The 22,846-nt window shown below is 35.7% G+C and carries 23 protein-coding genes and 1 other annotated feature; of the genes, 3 read left to right on the top strand and 20 right to left on the bottom strand.

Going from position 1 to position 22,846, the window contains the following annotated elements:
* Positions 1-20: 20 nt before the first annotated feature.
* The 5 genes from JR050_RS17160 to argS form a co-directional block, all read right to left on the bottom strand.
* The gene (locus JR050_RS17160) at positions 21-1,340 is read right to left on the bottom strand and encodes a GntP family permease (RefSeq protein ID WP_204204847.1); all 1,320 of its coding nucleotides are present in this window, start codon (positions 1,338-1,340) and stop codon (positions 21-23) included.
* A 260-nt stretch (positions 1,341-1,600) separates the two neighbouring features.
* Positions 1,601-2,968: a sigma-54 interaction domain-containing protein gene (locus JR050_RS17155; RefSeq protein WP_204204846.1), complete on the bottom strand. Its 1,368-nt coding sequence runs from the start codon at positions 2,966-2,968 to the stop codon at positions 1,601-1,603.
* A gap of 21 nt (positions 2,969-2,989) precedes the next feature.
* Entirely contained in the window at positions 2,990-3,685 is a 696-nt protein-coding gene (locus JR050_RS17150; RefSeq protein ID WP_204204845.1) for a DNA alkylation repair protein, read from the bottom strand.
* A gap of 119 nt (positions 3,686-3,804) precedes the next feature.
* Positions 3,805-4,614 (bottom strand): bifunctional DNA-formamidopyrimidine glycosylase/DNA-(apurinic or apyrimidinic site) lyase, encoded by an 810-nt coding sequence (gene mutM, locus JR050_RS17145; RefSeq protein WP_204204844.1) that lies wholly within the window; start codon positions 4,612-4,614, stop codon positions 3,805-3,807.
* 68 nt (positions 4,615-4,682) lie between these two features.
* Positions 4,683-6,359, bottom strand: a complete 1,677-nt coding sequence (gene argS, locus JR050_RS17140; protein ID WP_204204843.1) for an arginine--tRNA ligase — start codon at positions 6,357-6,359, stop codon at positions 4,683-4,685.
* 239 nt (positions 6,360-6,598) lie between these two features.
* Positions 6,599-6,810: a binding site (T-box leader), on the bottom strand.
* Between the two features lie 157 nt (positions 6,811-6,967).
* On the opposite strand from argS, the gene JR050_RS20610 reads away from it, so the two are divergent.
* Positions 6,968-7,102, top strand: a complete 135-nt coding sequence (locus tag JR050_RS20610) for a hypothetical protein (protein WP_283244093.1) — start codon at positions 6,968-6,970, stop codon at positions 7,100-7,102.
* A gap of 59 nt (positions 7,103-7,161) precedes the next feature.
* On the opposite strand, the gene JR050_RS17135 is transcribed toward JR050_RS20610, so the two are convergent.
* Positions 7,162-7,479: a hypothetical protein gene (locus tag JR050_RS17135; RefSeq protein ID WP_204204842.1), complete on the bottom strand. Its 318-nt coding sequence runs from the start codon at positions 7,477-7,479 to the stop codon at positions 7,162-7,164.
* Positions 7,480-7,635: 156 nt separating this feature from the next.
* Here JR050_RS17135 and JR050_RS17130 point away from each other — a divergent pair, with 156 nt between their 5' ends.
* A complete protein-coding gene (locus JR050_RS17130; RefSeq protein WP_204204841.1) occupies positions 7,636-8,745 on the top strand; it encodes a DUF2515 family protein in 1,110 nt (369 codons plus the stop codon).
* Here the strand turns inward: JR050_RS17130 and JR050_RS17125 are convergent.
* From JR050_RS17125 to JR050_RS17115, 3 genes are all read right to left on the bottom strand, one after another.
* The gene (locus JR050_RS17125) at positions 8,734-10,713 is read right to left on the bottom strand and encodes a penicillin-binding transpeptidase domain-containing protein (protein WP_488153830.1); all 1,980 of its coding nucleotides are present in this window, start codon (positions 10,711-10,713) and stop codon (positions 8,734-8,736) included. The two genes, JR050_RS17130 and JR050_RS17125, sit on opposite strands and share 12 nt — an antisense overlap.
* 25 nt (positions 10,714-10,738) lie before the next feature.
* The gene (locus JR050_RS17120; RefSeq protein WP_204204840.1) at positions 10,739-11,407 is read right to left on the bottom strand and encodes an HAD family hydrolase; all 669 of its coding nucleotides are present in this window, start codon (positions 11,405-11,407) and stop codon (positions 10,739-10,741) included.
* A gap of 212 nt (positions 11,408-11,619) precedes the next feature.
* Positions 11,620-11,802: a YozD family protein gene (locus tag JR050_RS17115; RefSeq protein WP_204204839.1), complete on the bottom strand. Its 183-nt coding sequence runs from the start codon at positions 11,800-11,802 to the stop codon at positions 11,620-11,622.
* A gap of 146 nt (positions 11,803-11,948) precedes the next feature.
* On the opposite strand from JR050_RS17115, the gene JR050_RS17110 reads away from it, so the two are divergent.
* A complete protein-coding gene (locus tag JR050_RS17110; RefSeq protein ID WP_204204838.1) occupies positions 11,949-12,131 on the top strand; it encodes a hypothetical protein in 183 nt (60 codons plus the stop codon).
* A 1-nt stretch (position 12,132) separates the two neighbouring features.
* On the opposite strand, the gene JR050_RS17105 is transcribed toward JR050_RS17110, so the two are convergent.
* The 11 genes from JR050_RS17105 to JR050_RS17055 form a co-directional block, all read right to left on the bottom strand.
* On the bottom strand, positions 12,133-12,822 hold the full coding sequence (locus tag JR050_RS17105; protein WP_204204837.1) for a hypothetical protein: 690 nt from the start codon (positions 12,820-12,822) through the stop codon (positions 12,133-12,135).
* A gap of 148 nt (positions 12,823-12,970) precedes the next feature.
* Positions 12,971-13,762, bottom strand: coding sequence for an ABC transporter permease (locus tag JR050_RS17100; protein ID WP_204204836.1), 792 nt, complete (start codon positions 13,760-13,762; stop codon positions 12,971-12,973).
* Positions 13,763-13,772: 10 nt separating this feature from the next.
* Positions 13,773-14,561 (bottom strand): ABC transporter permease, encoded by a 789-nt coding sequence (locus JR050_RS17095; RefSeq protein WP_204204835.1) that lies wholly within the window; start codon positions 14,559-14,561, stop codon positions 13,773-13,775.
* Positions 14,536-15,561 (bottom strand): ABC transporter ATP-binding protein, encoded by a 1,026-nt coding sequence (locus JR050_RS17090; protein WP_204204834.1) that lies wholly within the window; start codon positions 15,559-15,561, stop codon positions 14,536-14,538. Before JR050_RS17090 ends, JR050_RS17095 begins: the two co-directional genes overlap by 26 nt.
* A gap of 342 nt (positions 15,562-15,903) precedes the next feature.
* Complete coding sequence (locus tag JR050_RS17085) at positions 15,904-16,122, bottom strand: YozE family protein (RefSeq protein ID WP_204204833.1); 219 nt, start codon at positions 16,120-16,122, stop codon at positions 15,904-15,906.
* A gap of 79 nt (positions 16,123-16,201) precedes the next feature.
* Positions 16,202-16,474 carry a YokU family protein gene (locus tag JR050_RS17080; RefSeq protein WP_204204832.1) on the bottom strand — a complete coding sequence of 91 codons (273 nt, stop codon included), beginning with the start codon at positions 16,472-16,474 and terminating at the stop codon, positions 16,202-16,204.
* Between the two features lie 11 nt (positions 16,475-16,485).
* Positions 16,486-17,886, bottom strand: a complete 1,401-nt coding sequence (kamA, locus tag JR050_RS17075) for a lysine 2,3-aminomutase (RefSeq protein ID WP_204204831.1) — start codon at positions 17,884-17,886, stop codon at positions 16,486-16,488.
* Between the two features lie 114 nt (positions 17,887-18,000).
* Complete coding sequence (gene ablB, locus JR050_RS17070; RefSeq protein WP_346726771.1) at positions 18,001-18,855, bottom strand: putative beta-lysine N-acetyltransferase; 855 nt, start codon at positions 18,853-18,855, stop codon at positions 18,001-18,003.
* 86 nt (positions 18,856-18,941) lie between these two features.
* On the bottom strand, positions 18,942-20,138 hold the full coding sequence (locus tag JR050_RS17065; RefSeq protein ID WP_204204830.1) for a Ger(x)C family spore germination protein: 1,197 nt from the start codon (positions 20,136-20,138) through the stop codon (positions 18,942-18,944).
* A complete protein-coding gene (locus JR050_RS17060) occupies positions 20,135-21,739 on the bottom strand; it encodes a spore germination protein (protein WP_204204829.1) in 1,605 nt (534 codons plus the stop codon). The genes JR050_RS17065 and JR050_RS17060 overlap by 4 nt, the downstream gene beginning before the upstream one ends.
* The gene (locus JR050_RS17055; protein ID WP_346726770.1) at positions 21,714-22,844 is read right to left on the bottom strand and encodes a GerAB/ArcD/ProY family transporter; all 1,131 of its coding nucleotides are present in this window, start codon (positions 22,842-22,844) and stop codon (positions 21,714-21,716) included. The genes JR050_RS17060 and JR050_RS17055 overlap by 26 nt, the downstream gene beginning before the upstream one ends.
* Positions 22,845-22,846: the final 2 nt, after the last annotated feature.

Below are 22,846 nucleotides of genomic sequence, written 5' to 3'. Positions count from 1 at the left end.
TACCTTTCACCCTCTCTAATTTAAATTCCAAGTCCTAGTGAAAATAAAACAATTGCTAGTATTACGCCAATTGCTGGAACTATGACCGTAACTGCTCCAACTGCACCATAGGCATCACCATGTGTCTCGCCACATATACCACGAATGGTTGTTACAACATACCCGTTGTGTGGCAATGAATCTAGCGCTCCAGACGAAATGGATACGACTCGGTGCAACGCTTCCGGATTGACACCTATATCCATGTAATGTGGTGCAATTAACGGTAAGGCTATTGCTTGACCACCAGAAGCTGAACCTGTCATCCCCGCAATGACACTGACTGCAATCGCACCTCCAATTAACGGACTTCCAGGAATACTTGTCATTGCATCAACTGCAACCTGAAACGCTGGAACAGCTTTTGCGACACCACCAAAGCCTACTACGGCAGCCGTATTACCAATTGCGACTAATGCTCCCATTGTACCTTCAGACATTGCTTCCCAGAAATTCTTGAAATATGGACGATTTAAAACATAAGTAGCAATAATTCCACCTAACAATGCAACGATTAACGCAGATTGTTTTAGTGAGTCATGGAAAATATATGAAATAATTAATACAACTAATAATGGAATAACTGCCATGATAGGATTCGGTAACTTACGATCAGTCATTACTGGGTCATTTTTTCTCGATTCAAATTTCTCACCTTTTTGAACCGCTTTTGTTATCATTTTCTTTAACCACCAGTAACCGAACACACCCATAAATACTGCAACGATTAAACTTACTTCCCATCCTGCCATATGAGTAGTTCCTAAAAATTCAATTGGAATCCAGTTTTGAATTTCAGGTGAACCTGCTGAAGTCATCGTAAATGTAACGGAACCTAATGCAAGTGCTGCAGGAATAAATCGTCTAGGTAAGTTCGCTTGCTTAAACAAACTTAATGCCATTGGATAAACAGAGAATGCAACGACGAACAAGCTAACTCCACCATAAGTTAATACTGCACAAGCTAACACAATTGCTAATACAGCGAATTTCATACCAAGTTTGTTCACAATCCATTGTGATACACTATCTGCTGCCCCGCTATCCTCCATCACTTTACCGAAAATAGCACCTAATAAGAACATTAAATACCAAGATGTTACGAAGCTAGCAAAGCCCCCCATATAATTTCCGACGAAGTTTGCTGCCCCTTCCTCCGCCAATTGTGGAAACAACGGCAAACCACTAAAAACAGCTACAAATAATGCACATAGTGGACCTGCAACTAGTAAGTTCATACCTCTCATTGTTAAAAAAATTAATAATGCCAAACCGCCTACTAAGCCAATCATACTTAACATTGATATTCCCCCTTTACTTAATTTTGATAACGCTTTCAAAAATTTGCAAAAAATTAAATCCTCCTTTTTTAGTCTCACTAATTATATAAGCAAGTTCCGTGCCAATTTTTGAATCTTATGAATACGCACTTAAATTCATGCAGTTAACTGATTGAGTCCGAATATTCGGACTCAATCTACTACTTTTCATTCTTGCATGTTTTTATTGCTAAAAAAAGATTCCAGAAACTCGGAATCTTTTTTCCGAATTTCTGGAATAATTATAAACTATGTTTTTTTACTTTCTCATAAAAACTTGATTTGCTCATATTTAATAATTTTGCAGCTTCCATTTTATCGAATTCACTTGCTTGAAGTGCTTTTTGTATAAGTTTTTTTTCTGCTGCATCCATTTCTTCTTTAAATGAAATCATATAGGTTTGATTTTGCTTTTGTTTTAACAAATATGGTGGCAGTGCGTCCATTGTTACGGATTCATTTCTTGTTAGATGAATGGCTGCTTCAATTACATTCTCTAATTCTCGGATGTTCCCTGGCCAAGTGTAAGAAGAAAACAATTGTAACACATCTTCACTAACATGATTGACTCTCTTCCCTATTTTTTTTGACATTTTCTTTATGAAATATGGTATTAACGAAGATAAATCTTCAATTCTATCTCGTAATGGTATTAGCTGAATCGGCATCACGTGAATACGATAAAATAAATCTTCTCGAAACTTATTTTCTTCCATCATTTTCTCTAAGGGCCGATTTGTTGCTGCTATGACTCGAACATTAATTGGAATTGGTTTTACACTTCCAATCGGCTCAATTTCTCGCTCTTGTAACGCTCGTAGTAATTTTACTTGCATATGAAGTGGTAAATCTCCAATCTCATCTAGAAAAATTGTTCCGCCATCTGCCAGCAGAAACTTTCCTTTTTTTCCCCCTCTTTTTGCTCCTGTAAAGGAACCTTCTTCATAACCAAACAGCTCAGATTCTAGCAACTCATGAGGAATGGCACCACAATTCACTTTGACAAACGGCTTATTACTTCGAGAACTTAATAAATGGATACTATGTGCAACCAGTTCCTTACCTGTTCCACTTTCTCCCCTTATTAAAACAGTAATATCACCGTCAGATACTTTCTTAATTTGTTCTTTTATTTCCATCGTCTGCGGGGTCGAACCAATAATATCATGAAGTGAATATTTCACTCCACTTAATTCCTTTTCTACAAACAATGATTCTGGAAGTTCGGAAAATAAGACATTACGAATATGGCTATTCATCGTTTTCCATTCCTTCGTATCTCTGAAAATAACGGTACCAATAGCACCTATAACTTTATCTCCAGAAAAAAATGGAATCCGGTTTGCAATCATGTAATTACCCTTTATGTATTGCAAATCTGCTATTTCCTCTTTGCCTGTTGTCACTACTATGTGCATTCTCGTATTTTCAATCACTTCCGTTACATGTTGCCCTATTACACGATCTCGGTCTACACCTAAAAAGGAGCAATAATTACGATTGATATATACAATTGTCCCTTTGTTGTCAACAACAACAATCCATTCGTAAGCATAATCTATGATTGCTTCGAGTAGTTTGCTGTCATAAACAGAATCTTTTGTAAGCATATGCGAAAACTCCTATCTACCTTACACTAAATTCTTTGACTTCAACCATTTCAATCCTTCTCTTATACTCAAATTTGAAAGTCTTTCATTATACTCATTAATAAATGAAATCACGGCTTCACCGTCAATTTTCGAGTATTCTCTGAGCGCCCACCCAATTGCTTTATTAATAAAGAATTCTTTCGTACCTGCAGAGCGTAGGATAATTTCTTTTAAATATTGGAAATTTGTCTCTTGTTTATATTTAAGTTGATAAAGTATCGAGGTTCTAATAAGCCATATGTTATCGGATTCTAACCATTTTTCCACATACTCTTCTACATGCTCAGGGAACTTTCTGAAATATGTACCAACCTGATTAGCTGCAATATGATCAACGGTATCCCACCAAGATTTTGTTGTGATTATATATTCTAGAATTTCTATATCACTAATATCAGGGTCTTTTTTTAATTTATGATCCATAATGGCTAAAGCAATGATCTGTAATTCTCTTTGGTCTAAAGAGTACATCTGTTTCATTACAATAGGAATATCCTCTGAGCTAGGAAAACCAAACTCCTTTATGTAGTTTTTCGTGACATCTTTCATTTGAGGTGCTCTCAATCCAAAATAGGAAAATTGACCTCTCATATATTGACTCATTTTCTCTGCCTCATCTTTATTTTCATACTTCTTTAAAACAACTGATAAATTCTCTACATATCTATTTGTCATACTAAATCTCCTTTAACTCACTTTTAAAGGTATTCGAAAAACATACGCTGATTTCCTTCTTATATCTAAAATAAGTTTCAAACACATAAAGAAACCCGGTTTCCCGGGTATCTAAGGTTCTATGACTGACATCCTGTACAGTAAAAACATTTTCTCGAGGATACTTCTTCTTGAGTTATTGAATTGCCACATCTATTACATGTTTCTCCACCTCGGTCATACACGTAACAATGATCGTTGTATCCTCCAGTTAAGGTATCTTGTTTATGAAGTGGCATTTCCATGTAACCTCCAAGTTCGAAGGCTCTATTTAAGACAAATTTGATACTTTCGTACAATGCCTTTACTTCTGCTTCTGATAACTCATTACATTTCCTCGTAGGAAGGATTCCTGCATGAAAGCATATTTCGTCTGAATAACAATTGCCAATACCTGCAATGAAGGATTGATCAACAAGCGTTGTCTTTAGCTTTCCTTTCTTTTTTTCCATTAGTGATTGGAATAACTCCAATGTAAATGAAGTATCAATTGGCTCTGGGCCCAAGTCAGAAAGTTCTTTTTGTACTTCTACGTTTGTTAGCAAATGCAAGTAACCTAATCGAAGTCCGATAAAAAATAACTCTTTTTCATGAAAATAAAAGATCACTTGTTTTGTTCGTTTAGGTTGATCTTCTTCTGTACCGACATACATTGTTCCCCCGAGCATGAGGTGTAATAACAATACATAGCCATTAGGTAAGTGAAAAAGTAAATGCTTTCCTCTTCTTGTAATCGATTGAATTGTTTGACCGATTACATGTTGGTCGAATGTTGAAACAGAAACATTTATTGATTTTTCTCTATTTACTACAATTTGGGTAATTGTTTTATGACTTAATTGCTTTGTTAACAGCTCACGATAATTTTCCATTTCTGGTAGTTCAGGCATATTCATCCACCTTTTTTTCATAGCATATACTCATTTAGCCTGAACAATGTTAGTAAAAAATGGATTGCTTACATTCTTTTAGGAGCACCAATCCCTAATAAACGTAAGCCTTCTTTTAAAACCACACCTACTGCATATGTGAATTGTAATCTTGCAGTTTGAAAGCTCGATTGATCAATAATCTTTACGGCATGGTAATAGGAGTTGAATTCCTTCGCTAAATCAAGTAAAAAACGTGCAAGTAGGGATGGATCATGGTCTTCACATGCTTTCTCAACAATTAAAGGAAAACGAGCTATAAGCTTTGTTACTTCTAGTTGATCACTTTCATCACTTGGGATGACCTCTTTCGAAAATGTAAATTTCCCTTTTTCTAATAAAGATTGAATCCGAGCAAACGTATATTGAAGATAAGGTCCAGTCTCTCCTTCAAACGCTAACATGTCCTCTAATGAAAATTCAAAATCATGAATTCGGTGGTGTTTCAAATCATGAAAAAGAACGGCACCAACTCCAACCTGCTCTGCTGTAACCTCTTTATTCATTAAAGTTGGATTTTTTACCTCAATATTTTTTCTTGCAATTGAGATTGCTTCTTTTAACACCTCGTTAAGAAGAACAACTTTTCCTTTCCGAGTTGACATCTTTTTCCCATCTTTTAATATTAACCCAAAAGGTATATGCAAAAATTGCTCGCACCAGTCATAACCCATCTTTTTAATAACAGATTTTACTTGTTTAAAATGTAGTGTTTGTTCTTGACCAACTACATAAATAGCTGAATCAAATTTATACTCTTTCTTTCTGTAGAGTACTGAAGCTAAATCACGTGTGGCATATAAAGTAGCTCCATCAGATTTCAAAATTAAACAAGGTGGCATCTCATCACCTAGGGAAACGACATGTGCTCCTTCAGATTCTTCTAAAAGTTTCTGCTCCTTTAATTCATCAACGACCTTCCCCATTTTATCGTTATAAAACGATTCCCCTTGTATATAATCAAATGAAACACCTAATAGATCATATATCCGATTAAATTCCACTAATGATAGATCTCTAAACCACTTCCAAAGCTTCGATGCTTTTTCGTCACCATCCTCAAGTCGTTTAAACCATTCTCTTCCTTTATCATTGAGTGTAGGATCTTCTTTAGCTTCTTCATGAAAATCCACATATAGACGGAGCAATTCTCGAATCGGGTCTTCCTTAATAGCCTCATCATTTCCCCACCACTCATAAGCAGCCATTAATTTTCCAAACTGTGTACCCCAATCGCCGATGTAGTTAATTTTCGTTGTAGAGTACCCGTTCTTTTCATAAAGCAATCCAAGTGAATTTCCGATTACTGTCGAACGTAAATGTCCCATTGAAAAAGGCTTCGCGATATTCGGTGAAGAAAAATCAATGACCACAGTTTTTCCTTCACCAACTGTACTTGAGCCATATTTTTCCTGCTTTGACATAACATCCAGAATCGTCTCGTTATAAATCAATCCAGGCTGCAAATAAATATTTACATATCCTCCTTCATTTCTTACTTCACGAAAATATGGATGTTGTATACGTTCAGATAGTTCCTTTGCAATGATGAGTGGTGACTTTCTTAATTCCTTTGCGAGTGTAAAACACGGAAAAGATACATCCCCGTAGTTTGTATATTTTGGCCGTTCTAACAGTTGAAGAATTTGCTCTTTTTCGAGTGAAAGATACTGTGTTAATATTTCTGCTGTGTTCTCTAGATACATTTTCTTACCTCCTTTTTTTCTTATCCAAGCTCTGTTAAACAATAATGTTGATTTCCGTGGAAGGCACTCGCTTTCCGCGGGGTGGGCGGTGAGCCTCCTCGTCGCTATGCTTCCTGCATGAGTCTCACCTGTCCCACTTCTCCGCAGGAGTCTCGCACCCTCCACTACAATCAACACACAGCTAAAAATCAACACTGTACTTAAACTGAGCCTATCCAATAAAAAAACTCCCGTCTCAATAAAGAGACGAGAGTTTGCTCCCGTGGTACCACTCTGTTTGTTCAATTCCTTGAACCACTTTTCCTTTGATAACGGCAGGTACCGGCGCACCCTACTTTTTTCAGGTTCGCATCTCCGAAGTGCGCTTCATAACAATGATTGACCAGGCTCTCACCGTCCCTGGCTCGCTTCACAAGAGCATCGTTACTACTCTCCTCATCCTCGATCATTTATATTTTGTTTAATTATATACAAATTGTAAAACTTTTCAAGTTATTTTTTATGCGTTGCTTATAAAACATTATTTACCATCGATGATTAATTCTTTAATGTTAAACACTACTTGTAGGCTTGTAATAAGCTAACGTTACAAGAAGGAGGTCTTGAGAATGGGTAAAAAACATCGAAACCGAATTAATCAACCTAAAAAGAACAATCATATTCCACCTGAGGCAATTGTTGCTGAGCACGAGGCTCATGCTAAAGAAAACACAGCGGACGGCGGCAGAAAAAATAAGCAGTAAGCTCTCTACGAAGCTAACAGGAAACGTGGCATCGCAAATTTATACGCTAGCCACGTTTTCTATCTTACATGAATTCTCCTGATTTTCTTCCAACCCTCAGGTTGTAATTGATAATATGTCACTCCATTTAACCCTTCGTCAAAATATAATATATCCCACGTGCGAATAAATCTAGCTGGTGTATCCTTCGGCATAAGATCTTTAACATTAAACGTACGAAACACTTCATAAATCGCCTCATCGTGATTAGAGGCAACAACATCATAACGAAACACTTGTCGATAGCCTTTTTTTTGTCCAATTTTCGGTGTTTGCATAATAGTAATGTCATAACAAATTTTCTCTTCTATCGCTTTTGTTGTGACTGGAGGATGCATAGTTATCACCTCAAGGGATTCTTTTTCATTATCATAACAAAAATAATTTAGAATTTTTTGTCAAATTAGCAAATAAATTCATGACAAGTTTTGTCATATTTTATCTCCTTCACAAAAAAGAAATAAATCCATACGCTATTGTATGGAGGAGATAGCATGTGGTCATTAAATGCATTGCTTAATAAGCTGCCTTTTAAAACAAACAAGGTTATAACACAAAGGACGATAAATGATGATGATTACGCTCAGCTAAAGGAGATTCTCTCAAAGACTTCTGCTGCAACACCCGTATCATTTGGACAAGAAGATCGTGACTTAGTATCCTTCATCAAAAAAGAAACAACTAAATATAACGTCAATAATATTACTAGAACGACTGCCTATTTAGAGTTTTATAAAAGAAATAAAGAAGTACATTGGTCCTTTCTTGCTCATATGGTTTCAAGGAACGGTGGTTGGAATATGACTGATCTAAAAGGAAGTTTAATCGAAGAATTGCTTCCTTCTAATAAAGTCCAAATCTTCTTTGAATTTCTAGAGAAGGCAAACGCATTCATCTTTCATGATGCCTTCCCGCAACTAATGTTATATGAACATAGTAAAAAAACAGGTCGAAACCTGTTTCATTTACTACCATATTTCGTTGTCTCGTCATTCATGAAACCGATTTGGGAACTTTTCTTGCACGAAAGAAATTCAGAGCTTTTAACAATTGCACTCATTTTAAACGAACAATATATGATCCAAACTCGCCTCATTGATCACTCAAGATATGAATCAGAGGTGTTACATTCTTCTCTTTATAAAGCCCAAGAAACATTCGGCTTTACCGATGTATTATTTCCGTTTAAGAAAAGACGAAAAATCGAATTGGCTGGTGAAACCGTTCGTGGCTTCAACAATGTAAAAAATAGAATTAACATCGGCAAAAGTTTGTATGGCATACTATTTCATCGTGTATATCAACAAGCTTTTGATTACGCCATTTCAACGCCACATACCGGCTCAAGAGTGGATTATTGGCCACATCTTTTTTTAAATCAAGAAACAACAGGATCTAATAAGATATACAGTCCTTCCTTAACAGATGTTTGGCCAGATGTCATTCACACCTATAAAACGGAAGATTGGTTTACTAAGATCGAAGTAATCGAACAAATTAAATCATACCAAATACCGTCTTATTATATGAAGAGTGAAAATTATAAATCAGATTTAAAGAAGCTACTATCCATCCAATCTGTAAAGGATAAATTATCTAAATAGTTCCTTCACCTTTGGGACTGCATAATGACTTCCACCTCTATCTTTTACATTTTCAACCATCATCGTAATAAGAAGTGATGCTTCGTTATTCACTGCAACAAACCAACCATTTTCTTCTCCTGCTACATCCTTCGATACTTTTAGCTCTGCTGTTCCAGTTTTACCAGCAATGTTAACTCCTTCTACTACTGGTTTATATCCAGTTCCTTGTGGATGATTTACAACTTGATACAAACTATTGTAGATCAACTCCGCATGTGCTGGAGATACGATATTTTCCTTCCAGAATACTGGAGCAGCATCTTTTTTCTCAAGGTATGGTTTTATCATACTTCCATTGTTTACAAAAACAGAATAAGTGCTTGATAAATGAATCGGACTCATTTGCACTTCACCTTGACCATAGCCAGAATCAGCAAGTAGTCCTTCTGAAGAAAAACCATTGTTCGAGATTGTAGATTTAGTTGTTGGAAATTCATATACAAGTTCATCTCCAAATCCAAAAGATTGTAAACCTTGTTCAAACTTTTCGTTTCCAATCGCTAGTGCCGTTCTAGCGAAATAAATATTATCAGACGTTACAAGTGCGTCATTTAGATTTACAGATGTTAAATTAGTGGAAACTCTCGTGATTGATTTCCCACCCCAGTTGTCCTTTGCCCATGTTTTTCCTTCGATGGTCATCTTTTCTTCTGGATTCGTGATTCCAGTAGCTAATCCAATTGCAGCAGTTAATGGTTTTAACGTAGATCCTGGTGCATATGTTTTATTAAATCTTGCCATTAACGGTTTTAGAGGATTATCATTTAGTGATTTCCATGTTGAGTTAGACATCCCAAAAATAAAGTCATTCGGATTATACGAAGGAGAACTTACAAGTGCTAATGTTTCACCTGTTTTAGGATGAATGGCTACTACACTACCTGCATCACCTTTCAATTGTGAATATGCATTAGCTTGTAATATAGCATCGATGGTTAATGTAATATTTTCTCCACTTTCAGCTGGCTTCTCTGCAATCACTTCACCGTTTGGAATATATATCTTCCAACCTGTTTCTCCTCGTAAACGATCTTCAAAAACCTGCTCTAACCCAACCTTCCCTATTTTCGAGCTTCTTGTATAGCCTTGACCCTTCAGCTTTTCTAGTTGCTCAGCACTTATTGTTTGAACGTATCCAATCAAATGTGCAGCACTTTCACCTAGAGGGTAATATCTAGAAGAAACCTCCTTTTGAAGAAAAACACCTTGGAGCGAACTTACTTTAACAGCTAATTCTTGATTATTAGGGTCAATCTTTTTTATAGGTACGAATAAATCTGGTTTCACCCAGCTTTCATTAAGTTTTGCTTCGATTTCCTCAATAGAAAGCTGTAACAAACTGGATAACTCCGTCAAAGTTGCTGCTTTCTCATCGCCTAGCTTTCCAGGCTCAATACCAACCTCATATACCTTCCCATTCTGTGCTAGCGGGTTACCATTTCGATCGTAAATTTCACCTCTCACAGGCTGACTGGAGGATACCTTCACTTCTTGTCCTTCTTGAAGCTGTGGAAAAATATGAGTTGAATCCCACTGTACAAACCAGTTATATCCCTTTTCAAGTTCTTCCTTAACTAATGTTGCCTCATGGGTAAACTCAACCTTCCCTGCAATTGTTTCCATTGAAACGTTATACGGGAAAGTGATGTCTTCTTTGTCCTTTGTTTCCACTTCTTCCTTAGGCTTGTTAAACGTTATTTTTACATTTTCAGCTTCAATTCCACTGTAAATGTTTTCATATCGTTTCGTAAAATCCTCAATTGCTATTTTTTCTTTCGTGTTTGATGAGATTCTTTCATACATGGAGTTGAAATCTTGTTCATTCCACATACTTACATACTCTGCAAAACGATCCTCAGGCTTTGGCTTTTCTGAACATGCTGCTAATACTACTACCATAAACATAACAAGAAAAAACTTATTCAACCTATCTTCACTCCTAACAAAGTTACTAATTATATAAGTACTCTATTAACGCAGGTAAATCTCTCATAGAATCAAATGAGTACCCTGTTTCTGCCCTTCCCCAGTAATCATTTCTTTTCCAAATCGTCTGAAGTCCAACATCACTCGCTGCCTTAATATCATCAACAGGATGGTCTCCAATATAAACTGCATGTTCCTTGTTCACACTAAGATTATGTAGAGAGGCTTCGAAGATTCTACTGTCTGGTTTCTTTAATCCAATTTCATCAGAAATGATAATATCATCGAAGAAGTCTTCTATCCCTAAAGCATGAATCGTCGCTTTCTGAAAATCAGTTTTTCCATTTGTAATCATGCCGAGCCTATAATTTTTTTCTTTCAACTCTCTTAACATAAACTCAGTACCGTCAAAGGCTACACAATGTTCGCTAAAACGATACCAATAATCCTCCAATAGCTCACTGCTCGTTAACCTGATTTCTTTATATTTTGCTAGTAGTTCACCATAAACAACATCTTTCCATTTACGACCAAATTGCTCAAGTTTAACAAACTCATTATAAAACTCAGGAAAAGAAATTGAAATTTCGCTAGATAGTAATCGATCATACTGAGATTTCAGAAATAAGAAGAGACTCGTTTCACGGTCATGCAACGTACAATCCAAATCAAATATTATAGCTTTTTCAGCCAAATTCTCACCTCCAAAATTTTCAATCTAGTACTCTATTTATTATAACGCACTTTACAAATTACCTTTAACAATATGAATATATTTCCAAAAACAAATAAAAACGACGAGGAATTCGCCGTTTGTTTAAGCTAGAAAGTGTCCTACTTTCTTAACATAAAAAAGAATAACGATGGCTTTTTCTTCGTCACTAGACAACGCTATAGCCATTTTTTCTAATCTTCCTCTTCCTCTTCCCAAACTTCCTCAACGACCTGCTTTGTTAATAAGTAATCGAATACAATATCGGCAACTTCATCAACTTCTTCATCACTAGGGACATAACCTCTTATTAATAACTGCTCATAAATGAATTCTGCAAGTTCCTCTGTGTCTATAACCACTTCGATTTCTCTCACGTTATCACCCCTTATTTCGATTTATGTGAATGTTTTTTCTTTTATGATAAAAAGATTTCTCCATTAAGTAAGAAAAAGAGTTCTAACTTCTCATGTAATTCATATTTATCTAGTAGAGTGGACAAGCCGCAAAGGAGGATCATATTATGGAGAAAACTTATCATTATTCATATGAGGCGAATAATCAAATTAATAATAGTACAATTGAGGACATTTCAATTTTTGATGATGTGATGGAAACTGTTACGAACAACATGTTTAAAGTTATTTTATTTGGTGGTATTCCGTTTTTCTTATGGATAGTAGTACAAGCCTTCATAAAGTTTTAACTTACAGTTCATCATTCTTACTAGATGTGAATTTTGATAGGTTTTCCATCACTAATTCCATTACATTTTTATATTCCTCGTCTTCAAAGAGCTCATAGAGATATTTATAATCATTGTAAACATCTAGTAATCCGTCGATAATCGCTTTTCTTTCCCGTTTCAATCGAAGGAGTTCCTTTTCAGTTTTTCGCTGCTTATTCATAGACTGTAACATCTCCATCACTTTAGTTTCTTTTGTCTTTACATAAATCATATCTAACTTCTGTAAAAATATCGGAGCATGTTCATGGTCAGCAATAAGGGTAATTTCATCTTCGCTTGCTTCTAGCCATTCACCGTCTGATAATCTTGATAATTCATAGATTATGTCTTCCCATGCATCTTTTTTATATCTCCAAATTTCTGTTCGTAATCCGACAATCTTAAACAAATCTTTTCCATAGCCTTTGACTTGTACAAGATCACCGAAGTAATACTTGAATTCAACTTGAAGTGACTCTTGGTTCGTGTTCTTATCGTCATACTCCAGAATACTTTCAAGAGTATCCTCTAAATAAAGCCCCTCTTTATTATTTAACTCATAAGCAAAATTCCCATTTAAACTTTTAATTTTAGAAATTTTACTGACCGTTCCATACAGAGAAATGACAACAATGTCTCCAACCTTGAACTTTGGGTTTTTTTCCTCCATTTTTATCACTCTCCTATAGGCAACGTATCAATTAATTAATGTAGTATATGCTTTTCACCCAAAAATCGCGCTACATGAATGTGCATTTTGGGAAAATAAAAAAAGTATAGAACATCCCCTGACCTAAAGGGTTGTTCTATACTTTTTGTTAGCTTCCTGTACTTGCAAAAGCTTTTAGACCTCTATTCCAAAACATATATGAAATGATGCAAGAAGTGATGGCTACAAGTGGTGTCCATAGTGCAAACCATTTATATCCTTCTCCTCCTATAAAATAGGCAGCCGGATAAAACGCAGTAAAGCCATAGGGGATTAACCATGTTAAAAATAAACCGATTCCCTTATGATAAATGGTAAGTGGATATCTTGCAAAGTCACTTAAATTAAAGACAGCCCACACAATTGGTAAGCTATCAATCATCCAAAATGAGAATGTTGCAAAGAATAGATTGATCGCAACAAAAATCATGCCAGAAGATATAATCATGATAATTAATAATAAGATCTCCATCACACCCCATGTCACATCTAAATGAGGAGTTGCAATCGTCATGATGATGATTCCAATGATAATTTGACCTAATCCATCTTGTTGGAGGCGATCTGCACATAAATGAAATAGTGGATTAATCGGACGAATTAACAAACGATCTAATTGCCCAGGTCTTATATATTGCCAACCTAAGGTCCATAAATTATCAAAGAATATATGATGAATGGATCTACCTGTTGCCGCCACTCCATAAATAAATAAGATTTCGTAAAACGACCATCCGTTTAACTGTTCAATATGATCAAACACTACTTTCACAAAGAAAATGGAGGCAAATTGCTGAAGCATGACTGAAAAAATTCCAATTAAAAAATCAACTCGATACTCTATCATGACCTTCATATGGTTTTTCGCAAATACCCAATATAATTTCGCATATCTTACCATACCACCCCTCCTAACCTCCGAATATCGTAATCTTCTTTAATGCTTGTGCCCATATGATTCTCACACATGCATACAAAGCAACAAGCCATACAAGCTGAATTACGATTGCCCAATAGGCATCTGTTCCTGAAACTATTCCTGTATAAATGGATACAGGTACATATACCATTGACTGGAACGGTAAATATTCACTCACCGTTTTTAACCAGTCAGGAAATAACACGATAGGTACTAATGCTCCTGAGAAAAAGGTAATAACACCTTCCTTTAATACACGCATCCCCCAAATATTAATCGTCCAAAATGCGATTACCCCAACAAGAAAATCGAAAAACGTCCCAATCCAGATTCCAACAAAACTACTAACGAGGAATAACAGCATTGCTTCAAACGATGAAGGTGTATTTAACTTCATGAACAGAAAAACAATCACGATAATTGGTAGTGTTTCCCGGAAGAAAACAGTTAGTTTTGATCCGACGTCTACTGAAATTAATTTAAAGATTAAGTCATATGGTCGTAACAATTCGATGGCAATATCACCACTTCGAATTCTTTCTGCTAGTTCGTTTCCAATACCGCTAACATATCCTTGCAGTAACATCGCCACCACAATATACGTGAGCATCGTTGAGATATCAATATTTTCAATCGAAGAACGATTTGAATAAACGGCATGCCAGAAATAATACATAATCAGTAATCGCATTATTGTTGACGCGGATCCTGCCCAATACCACGCTGAATATGCTGTGTTCATTTGCATTTGTGATTTAGTCAGCTGCCAATACTTTTTCATGTACATCCCCTATTTCCCGCTTGTTATAAATGTCTTCTACAATGGACTCAATCCTTGGATCACTAACACTTAAATCTTGAACATTATAGTGATTCATTATAGTAGAGATGACAAATGAGCTTGACGTTTCCTCATGGTCAAACGAAAGTGAAAGCTTACTTTCATCCTCTGAAGATTGAATATCTACTTTTCCAATTAGTTCTACTGGTAACACAAATGATTCCTTTTGAACTAGATCAAAATGTATTACACGTTTTTGACCAAATTGACGTTTAATATTCGCAAGGTCACCATCATATAGGATATTTCCGTCGTCAATAATGATAATGCGGTCACAAATCTCTTCGATATCTTGCATATCATGTGTCGTTAATAAAACCGTGGTCCCCCACCTTACATTCATTTCTTTAATAAACTGTCTTATTCTCACCTTTACTGCTATATCCAGACCAATTGTTGGTTCATCTAAATACACAACAGAAGGACGATGTAAGAAGGCAGCTGCTAACTCACACCGCATCTTTTGCCCTAAGCTTAGTTGACGAACTGGTATGCCTAATAACGGTTCTAAATGAAGCACCTCTGTGAACATGCTTACTGTCTCCTGATACTCTTTTTCTGGTATTTCGTAAATGTGTTTTAATAGATCAAACGATTCACGTACGGGAATGTCCCAAAACAATTGAGTACGTTGACCAAAGACTGCGCCAATATTTTTTGCATTCTTCTGCCTTTGCTTGTACGGGACAATCCCATTAACCGTTACCTCACCACTTGTAGGTGTTAAGATCCCAGTTAACATTTTTATCGTTGTTGACTTTCCAGCCCCATTAGCCCCAATATAAGCAACCGTTTCTCCTTGTTGAATGGAAAACTCAAGTCCTTTCACAGCATGTTTCGTTACATATACTCGTTTAAATAATGACTTTATCGCACCTGATAAACCAGGGTCTCGTTTTGCAATTTTATATTCCTTTTTCAAATCTTTTACAATAATCATAAAATCCCCCTCGAACGTATATTCGATTTTTGCACACAAAAAAACCACAGACAACTATTCTGTGGTTTAACATCGTTATAATAACGTTTTGTTAGACAAACAGTAGTCGGCTTAAAGAAACAGTATGATGATGTTGACTGTAATTTCGTGTAATCCACATGTTTCTCACGCCCCTTTTTTCGCATATTCTATCAAATTATAACTCTACTGCATAAAACTGTAAATTACTTTTTTTTGCACTTTAACTCATTAACGCACTGGGGGCCTGTCCCCCAATGCGTTAATGAGTTAAAGTGTTTGATTAAAGACAACAATAAAATAGCATCCAATTATTATTGGATGCTATTCATTCAACATATATAAGTCCCAAGCCTGGTCAAAGATAGACATGCTTGGTAAGTAAGATCCGTTCAGTTCAAGGTAATTTGTTAGCTCGTAGTAGTCAGTTGAATGCTTTGGGAAGCTATGGTCATCATAAGCTGCATTTGCAAATGCTGCAACTTCATTGGTAGGTTTATTCATTCGATATTTCAATAGAAAGTGATAAAATGATCGTGACAACTTCAGTTCCTCCTAGTTCAACCAATATTGGTTATACTGATTTTCCATTATAGAAGGAAATATGAATATTGTCCAATGCTTACTTTCCGAAATAGTTCATTTTCAGCCATCGTGGTGTTTCCATTAGTTGTTTGAAAGTCAATTGTTGATTCAAACTCTTCGTATCAATTAACATTAGTTGATCTTCAATTTCATCAATGGTTCTCTCTGTTTGGTACGTCATTCCACAATCATCGCAGCGAATACAAGGAGTTTCAGTAATTGTAATGGCACGCGAGCCATCCGGAAGCTCCCAATATACGGTATTCTCTCCTTGTTTCGATTGCAATGAGCCACACCAATCACAAGTCATGTACCTTCACCTCATCCATTACCTTGCGTATTTTTCTTTTGTTCCGCAAGAAATTTCTTTTCCTTCAATTGATCACGTTTTTCACGTTTATCCTTTAATGAACTATGTTCTGGATTTTCCGTGTACGTATGGCGTCTCTCTAAACGATTTAATCCATCTGGTACAAGATTAAAGTGATGGTCATTCATTAAACCTGCGATACCGATATTTGAATCCTTCTGCATATAGTTCGGGTACACTTCACCAAAATAATCATCTGCTTTACCAGGCACATAATTTTCTGGCTCTGGGTAGGTTGTAATAACACCCTCGAAGTTACGAAGTACAACTTTATTCGGACTTTGAGAAAGTAGGTAATTAGGCTGCAGTGATATTTTCCCTCCACCACCTGGAGCGTCCACTACAAAAGTTGGAACGGCATAACCAGATGTGTGTCCACGTAATCCTTCTATTATTTCAATACCTTTTGAAACTGGTGCTCGGAAATGTCCAATTCCTTCTGAAAGATCACATTGATAAATATAATAAGGTCTTACACGAATTTTAACTAAGTCATGCATCAACTTCTTCATTATAGCAACACTATCATTGATTCCTGCTAGAATAACAGATTGATTACCTACTGGAACTCCGCTATTTGCCAGCATTTCACAAGCTCGTTTAGAGTCTTCTGTGATCTCAATAGAAGTATTAAAATGTGTATTCAACCATACTGGATGGTACTTCTTTAGAATATTACATAAATTTTCTGTGATTCGTTGAGGAAATACAACTGGTGCGCGCGTGCCAATTCGAATTATTTCTACATGTGGAATGTCACGTAAATTTTTTAAAATATATTCTACTATTTGATCATTAATTAATAATCCGTCTCCACCTGAAATTAATACATCTCTAATCTCCGGGTTGCTTCTTATATAGCTAATTGCTTGGTCCATTTGTTTCTTTGGGACACCCATTCCAATCTGACCAGAAAAACGTCTTCTCGTACAATATCTACAGTACATAGAGCATTGGTTGGTAACTAAAAACAAAACACGGTCTGGATAACGATGTGTTAATCCCGGAGTCGGTGAATCTTCATCCTCTTGCAACGGATCTTCTTGATCGTATTTTGTTTTATTTAACTCTTTCGAAATAGGTACAGATTGCATACGAATAGGACATCTTGGGTCATCTGGATTCATAAGTGATGCATAATAAGGTGTTATGTTTAACGGAATAGTTTTCGTTGCAATTTTTACCCCCTCTTCTTCATTAGGAGTTAAGTTGATGACTTTACGTAAATCATCGAGTGTTCGTATGGTATTCGTAAGTTGCCAAACCCAATCGTTCCATTGCTCTTCTGTAATATCTTTCCACAGTTCAATATCCTTCCAATGACGCGTTGGTTTAAATACATCGTTAATCATAGTAAACCCTCCTTCATTATGCCTATAAAAGAAACTTAACCTAGTATATGTGAGGGAAAGTTAAAAAGTTATCTCAATCGAAATCGCTTTCATTTAAATAATGTTAGATATTAACTATGACAAGTCCTTTACCCAAACATTCATATCTTCAAGCTTGTCGTAAATATAGCAATTGTTCATCATTCTTCCTTTATACTTATAGCCTAATTGTTTTAGTGAGGCATTCATTCCAAATGATAGTGCTCGTGCAATCGAATATGCACAGAAAATTTTTTGACTGATTAGCTCTTTTTCAAGTCTGACAATCAAGTGTTTCATTAATCCATGCGAACGATGCTCCGGTAAAGTAGCACAGTCTGATATTTCTGCGTTGGCATAGTTATAATCAATGCATGCTGATGCACTACTTACTAGCACACCCTCCTTTTCAATTACATAAAAAACGGTGTTGCTTTTCATGATTTTTTTTATATAACCAGGATCGTTTAAAGGAGTCGGATACACCTGAAAGACTTCCTTATATAAACCCGCGAGCATTTCTGCATCTATCGGTGTTCCTTTCCTCAATTTATATCCACTTGGCAAATTCCCCTGATTTTTTGTGACAGGTAAACTTAGTACATCCTGCAGAATTTTATCTTCTTTTAACCAGCTATCACTTTTCTTTCTTGCAGACTCAAAATACATCGTCAAAGCATATGCATGACTTCCATGAAAAAAGCCTTCAAATATTGCTTCAAGTAAAAATCCCTTTTCTACAAAGCAATGTACGTGCTCTCTTCTCGAGTATAGAATTGCCTTTGAATAAGAGTGCTTGCTTGCCAATTCAATTACCTTATCTGCTATCAACGATAGATTCCCACGATAATCATCCAAGCGTATTCGTTGATTAAAATGATCAAAACAAACGGAAAGATAGAAGTATTCTCCTTCAATAATCTTTTGTTCATAGTAGTCTTGTTTTTTCACATCACTCCTCCTTCCTCATATTACATCCTACGAGAAACGATGATTCGATATGATTAATAAAAAAAATCGACAAAAAATTGCCGATTTTAATATTTATCTGAATCACTTATTATATTTTGATTACGTATCCCTGATCTTCTTATAAACACATTTGCTTTAATCTCAACCTTTGCATCAGCAAAATACTTGTTCCATTCGTTCTTCATATTTTGGAAATCATGATAATGTTGCCTTTGGATGATTTCACCGAATCCGAAAATGTCTGATTCCAGCTCTTGTACCTTTTGAACGGTTTCATTTACTTGATCCTCTAATGTATTTTCTACTTGCTTTTCATATTCTTCGTACGTATCAATTCGCTCTAAATTTCCTTCACATTGTGACCCTTCAATTCTAGATTCCACATTAATTGCTACCGAAAATTGCGGAACACCCCTTACTACTTTTGAATCAATGTCTGTATGGGAACGTGTAACACGTAAATCTAAATAATTTCCCTCTTCACCTTCACAAGGTACGGTTAAGCTCGTACTTTGGATATTATCAAGCCATAAATAATTTCGAGTATCATTTATCGTAAGCTTATCTACTAATTTATCTCCTTTAAACACAGCAAGTCCTGCAACTTCGACTAATGCTTCAGGCTCAACTTTCTGCATATTCTCAACTGAGTTTCCTTTCTTAGGGTCTCCTTTTACTTTAACCATTGCAATCGTAGGTTCCCTGCCATCAGAGGTTAATGCCGAAATAAAGTCCGTTAACCGAACATTCGGATCTCCTCCCCATTCTTTATAAAAGGATTCAATTTGCTTATTTAATTTTAATGAAGAAACCTTTTGGAGAGTGTAGGTTGTTTTTAAGGCATCGTCTGCATTTCCACCCTCAAACAGGAAAATGTTAAAGTCATTTCGAAATTCTCCACTTCGTTCTAAAAAATCTATAAAATCAGTGACTCCTTGTTTTGCCACTTGTTCATCGATTAAAAATACGCGAGTATGTGAATAGATAAGTTGCCTTGCAACTCCAACATTCATACGGTGAGCAAGCTCAGATAAAGAGTTCCCTTCTTGAGAATATATGGTTGCAGGTGCATTGCCTTGTGCTTCCATTTTAGAGTTCTCTGTTGCATTTAAAACTTCTACTGTTAATTTATACTTATGATCCTTTCCTTTTTCAACGGCAAGACCAGTAACTATTCCAATATCATTTAATTCAACTCGATCCCAGCAACCAGTTAATAAACATAAACTTATAGCAAGAAGAAGTAAAATTCTTATTTTCATCTAGATTGTTCACCTTCCATTTTTGGTGGACTAGGCTTTGACATGTTCTCTTGTCGTTCTGGTGCTTCAGTTTTTAAAAATTTTGGTCTATTTTTGTTTGCCCAAAACGGCAATCTAACAAATACATCGGTTTGATCCTCAAGTATTAGAGGAGCAACTGGAGTTAAGTAAGAAACTCCAAAAGAGCGAAGACTTGTTAAATGCATAACCATTAAAACTAAAAATGCCAGTACACCAAATAAACCGAAAACTGATGCGGCTAAAATAATGACAAATCTTAATAGCCTTGTTGAAATAGAAAAATTATAAATGGGAGAAACGAAACTTGCAATCGCTGTAAAAGATACAACAATAACTAGAACGTTTGAAACAAGTCCTGCTTCTACAGCAGCCTGTCCAATAACTAACGCTCCGACAATAGAAACGGTTTGCCCGACTGCTCTTGGCATTCTAACTCCTGCTTCTCTTAAAACTTCAAAGGTTAACTCCATTGCTAATATTTCAATCACAGCCGGAAAAGGAACACCTTCTCTTTGTGCTTGTACACTAATCAGAAGCGTTGTTGGCATTAATTCCTGATGAAATGTTGTGATAGCTACATACAAAGAAGGTAAAACCAGTGCGATCATAAACGAGAAATAACGAATAAACCGTATAAAGGATCCCATAATAAACGGCTGATAATAATCTTCAGATGCTTGAAAGAAATCCGTAAAGACAACAGGTGCAATTAATACAAATGGGCTTCCATCAACAATAATTATGACCTTACCCTCAAGCAAGTTTGCACTTGCAGTGTCTGGGCGTTCTGTATTGTTGATCAAAGGGAATACAGTATAACTTTTATCTGTAATATATTCATCAATAATTCCCGAGTCTAATATATAGCTCGTGTCAATTTTCTTAATTCGATTCCTTACCTCATTTACAATCCCTTTATTAGCAATACCATCAATATAACTAATCACAACTGATGTTTGCGTATCTCTGCCCACAATGTGAGATTCAAATCTAAGATGAGGGTTCTTAACTCTTCTTCTAATTAAGCTAACGTTTGTTTCCATGGACTCTGTAAATCCATCTTTCGGCCCTCGAATAATGGTTTGCGTACTAGGTTCATTAATGCTTCGATACTGGATATCAAAAATCTTCAGACATAGAACCTCTTTAATATTCTCAACAAATATAACAACATATCCTGATAAGATATACCAAATGACTTCGTGTTCTTTTGTAACAAATTTATGCGGTAACCCCGAAAGGTACTTTTTACGAAATGCTTCAAAAGACTCTTCATTCTCTATTATTGATAAATCTTCTACAGACAAAGATAGCGGCTCGACAATTTTTTCGGTTAATTGCTTCGAATCAATCATACTGTCTAAATAACAAAGAAACCCCTTTTGCTTTCCTATCATTATGTAATTCTGAGTAAAGTCAATGGACTCTTGAAAGGTATTTTTGCAGAATTGATAGTTCTTAGTCAGTTCTGTTGTAATTTCTTTAGGTTGTTCACCTACTTCAAGCAACTCTTCACTTGTACTAGGTTTCGATTTTTGAATACTTTTTTGTGAGCTAAACAGTTTTGTTAGATTGATCATCCTGTTGTCCACCCTTCATCCCTTTTGTTTTCCATAAAACGATTGGGAATAAAAGAAAAGGGATTACGATTTGAAAAGGTATATGCATATACGTCGGTACAAATTTTAGCCCCTCTTGAATATGCTCTGCAAAATTATCACTAATAAAAATAGAGCTGGACGAAATAACCATTGCCATAGGAAATGCAAAATATCTATAAGATATGTTTCCTATATACTCTAATCCCTTTAATCCACCATAAGTAAATACCGCAACCTTAATAATGACACCAAACATCATGATGAATACAATAAGTAAATCAACTCTTTCAAGAAAGTCTAATAGGGATATCTCCCTCGCTACAGATAAAAGTGGAAAGGTTGATCGGTTTTTCATCTCGAATCCTAACGTTGCAATCTGAACGATTGAGGCATAAACGAGGAGACCACCAGCAGCTACTACAGAAATGATACTAACCCTCCGAATATATTTTGGATTTGATACATACGGAAATATAACTGTGAACACAATCAACTCTCCAAATGGAAACGTCAACAAGGAAGGAAAGACTGCACTTACTACTGGACCAATTCCCTCTGGCATAATTGGCAATAAATTTTCCATGTGTAGTTCACTAGAAAGTAATATCCCGATACCTATACCAATAATAAAGATAATGACATAAGGTAAGAATATTTCACTCGTTCTTCCGAGGACCTCGATTCCTAAATATAATACGTAAGTAATCATACACATCATGATAATGGAAGTAACTTCAATAGGAGTCTTTGGCAAAATAGATGAAGTTAATAATTCACAAAAGTCTCGTAACACTCTTGATGCAATATAAAAGAAATACACAACATACAAAAATGCAAGAACCTTTGCCAACCATTTACCAAGAGCTACCTCCATAATTTGAAAAAGATTTTTGTCTTTCACTCTTGAGACCAGTGTATAGTAAAAAACAACTAACCCAACGCCAATAGAAGTAGCAACCGCTATCGCAATCCACGCGTCTTGTTTTGCTTCATTTCCAATACCTACTATAATGGCACTACCCATTTCAAAAATAAAAATAAGAATAAATAATTGCCATAGTGATAGTTTCTCTGTTAATTTCACGA

It is taken from the genome of Bacillus suaedaesalsae (genome assembly GCF_016890225.1).
Lineage (GTDB): Bacteria > Bacillota > Bacilli > Bacillales > SA4 > Bacillus_BS > Bacillus_BS suaedaesalsae.
This window is presented reverse-complemented; position numbering and strand designations above follow the sequence as displayed.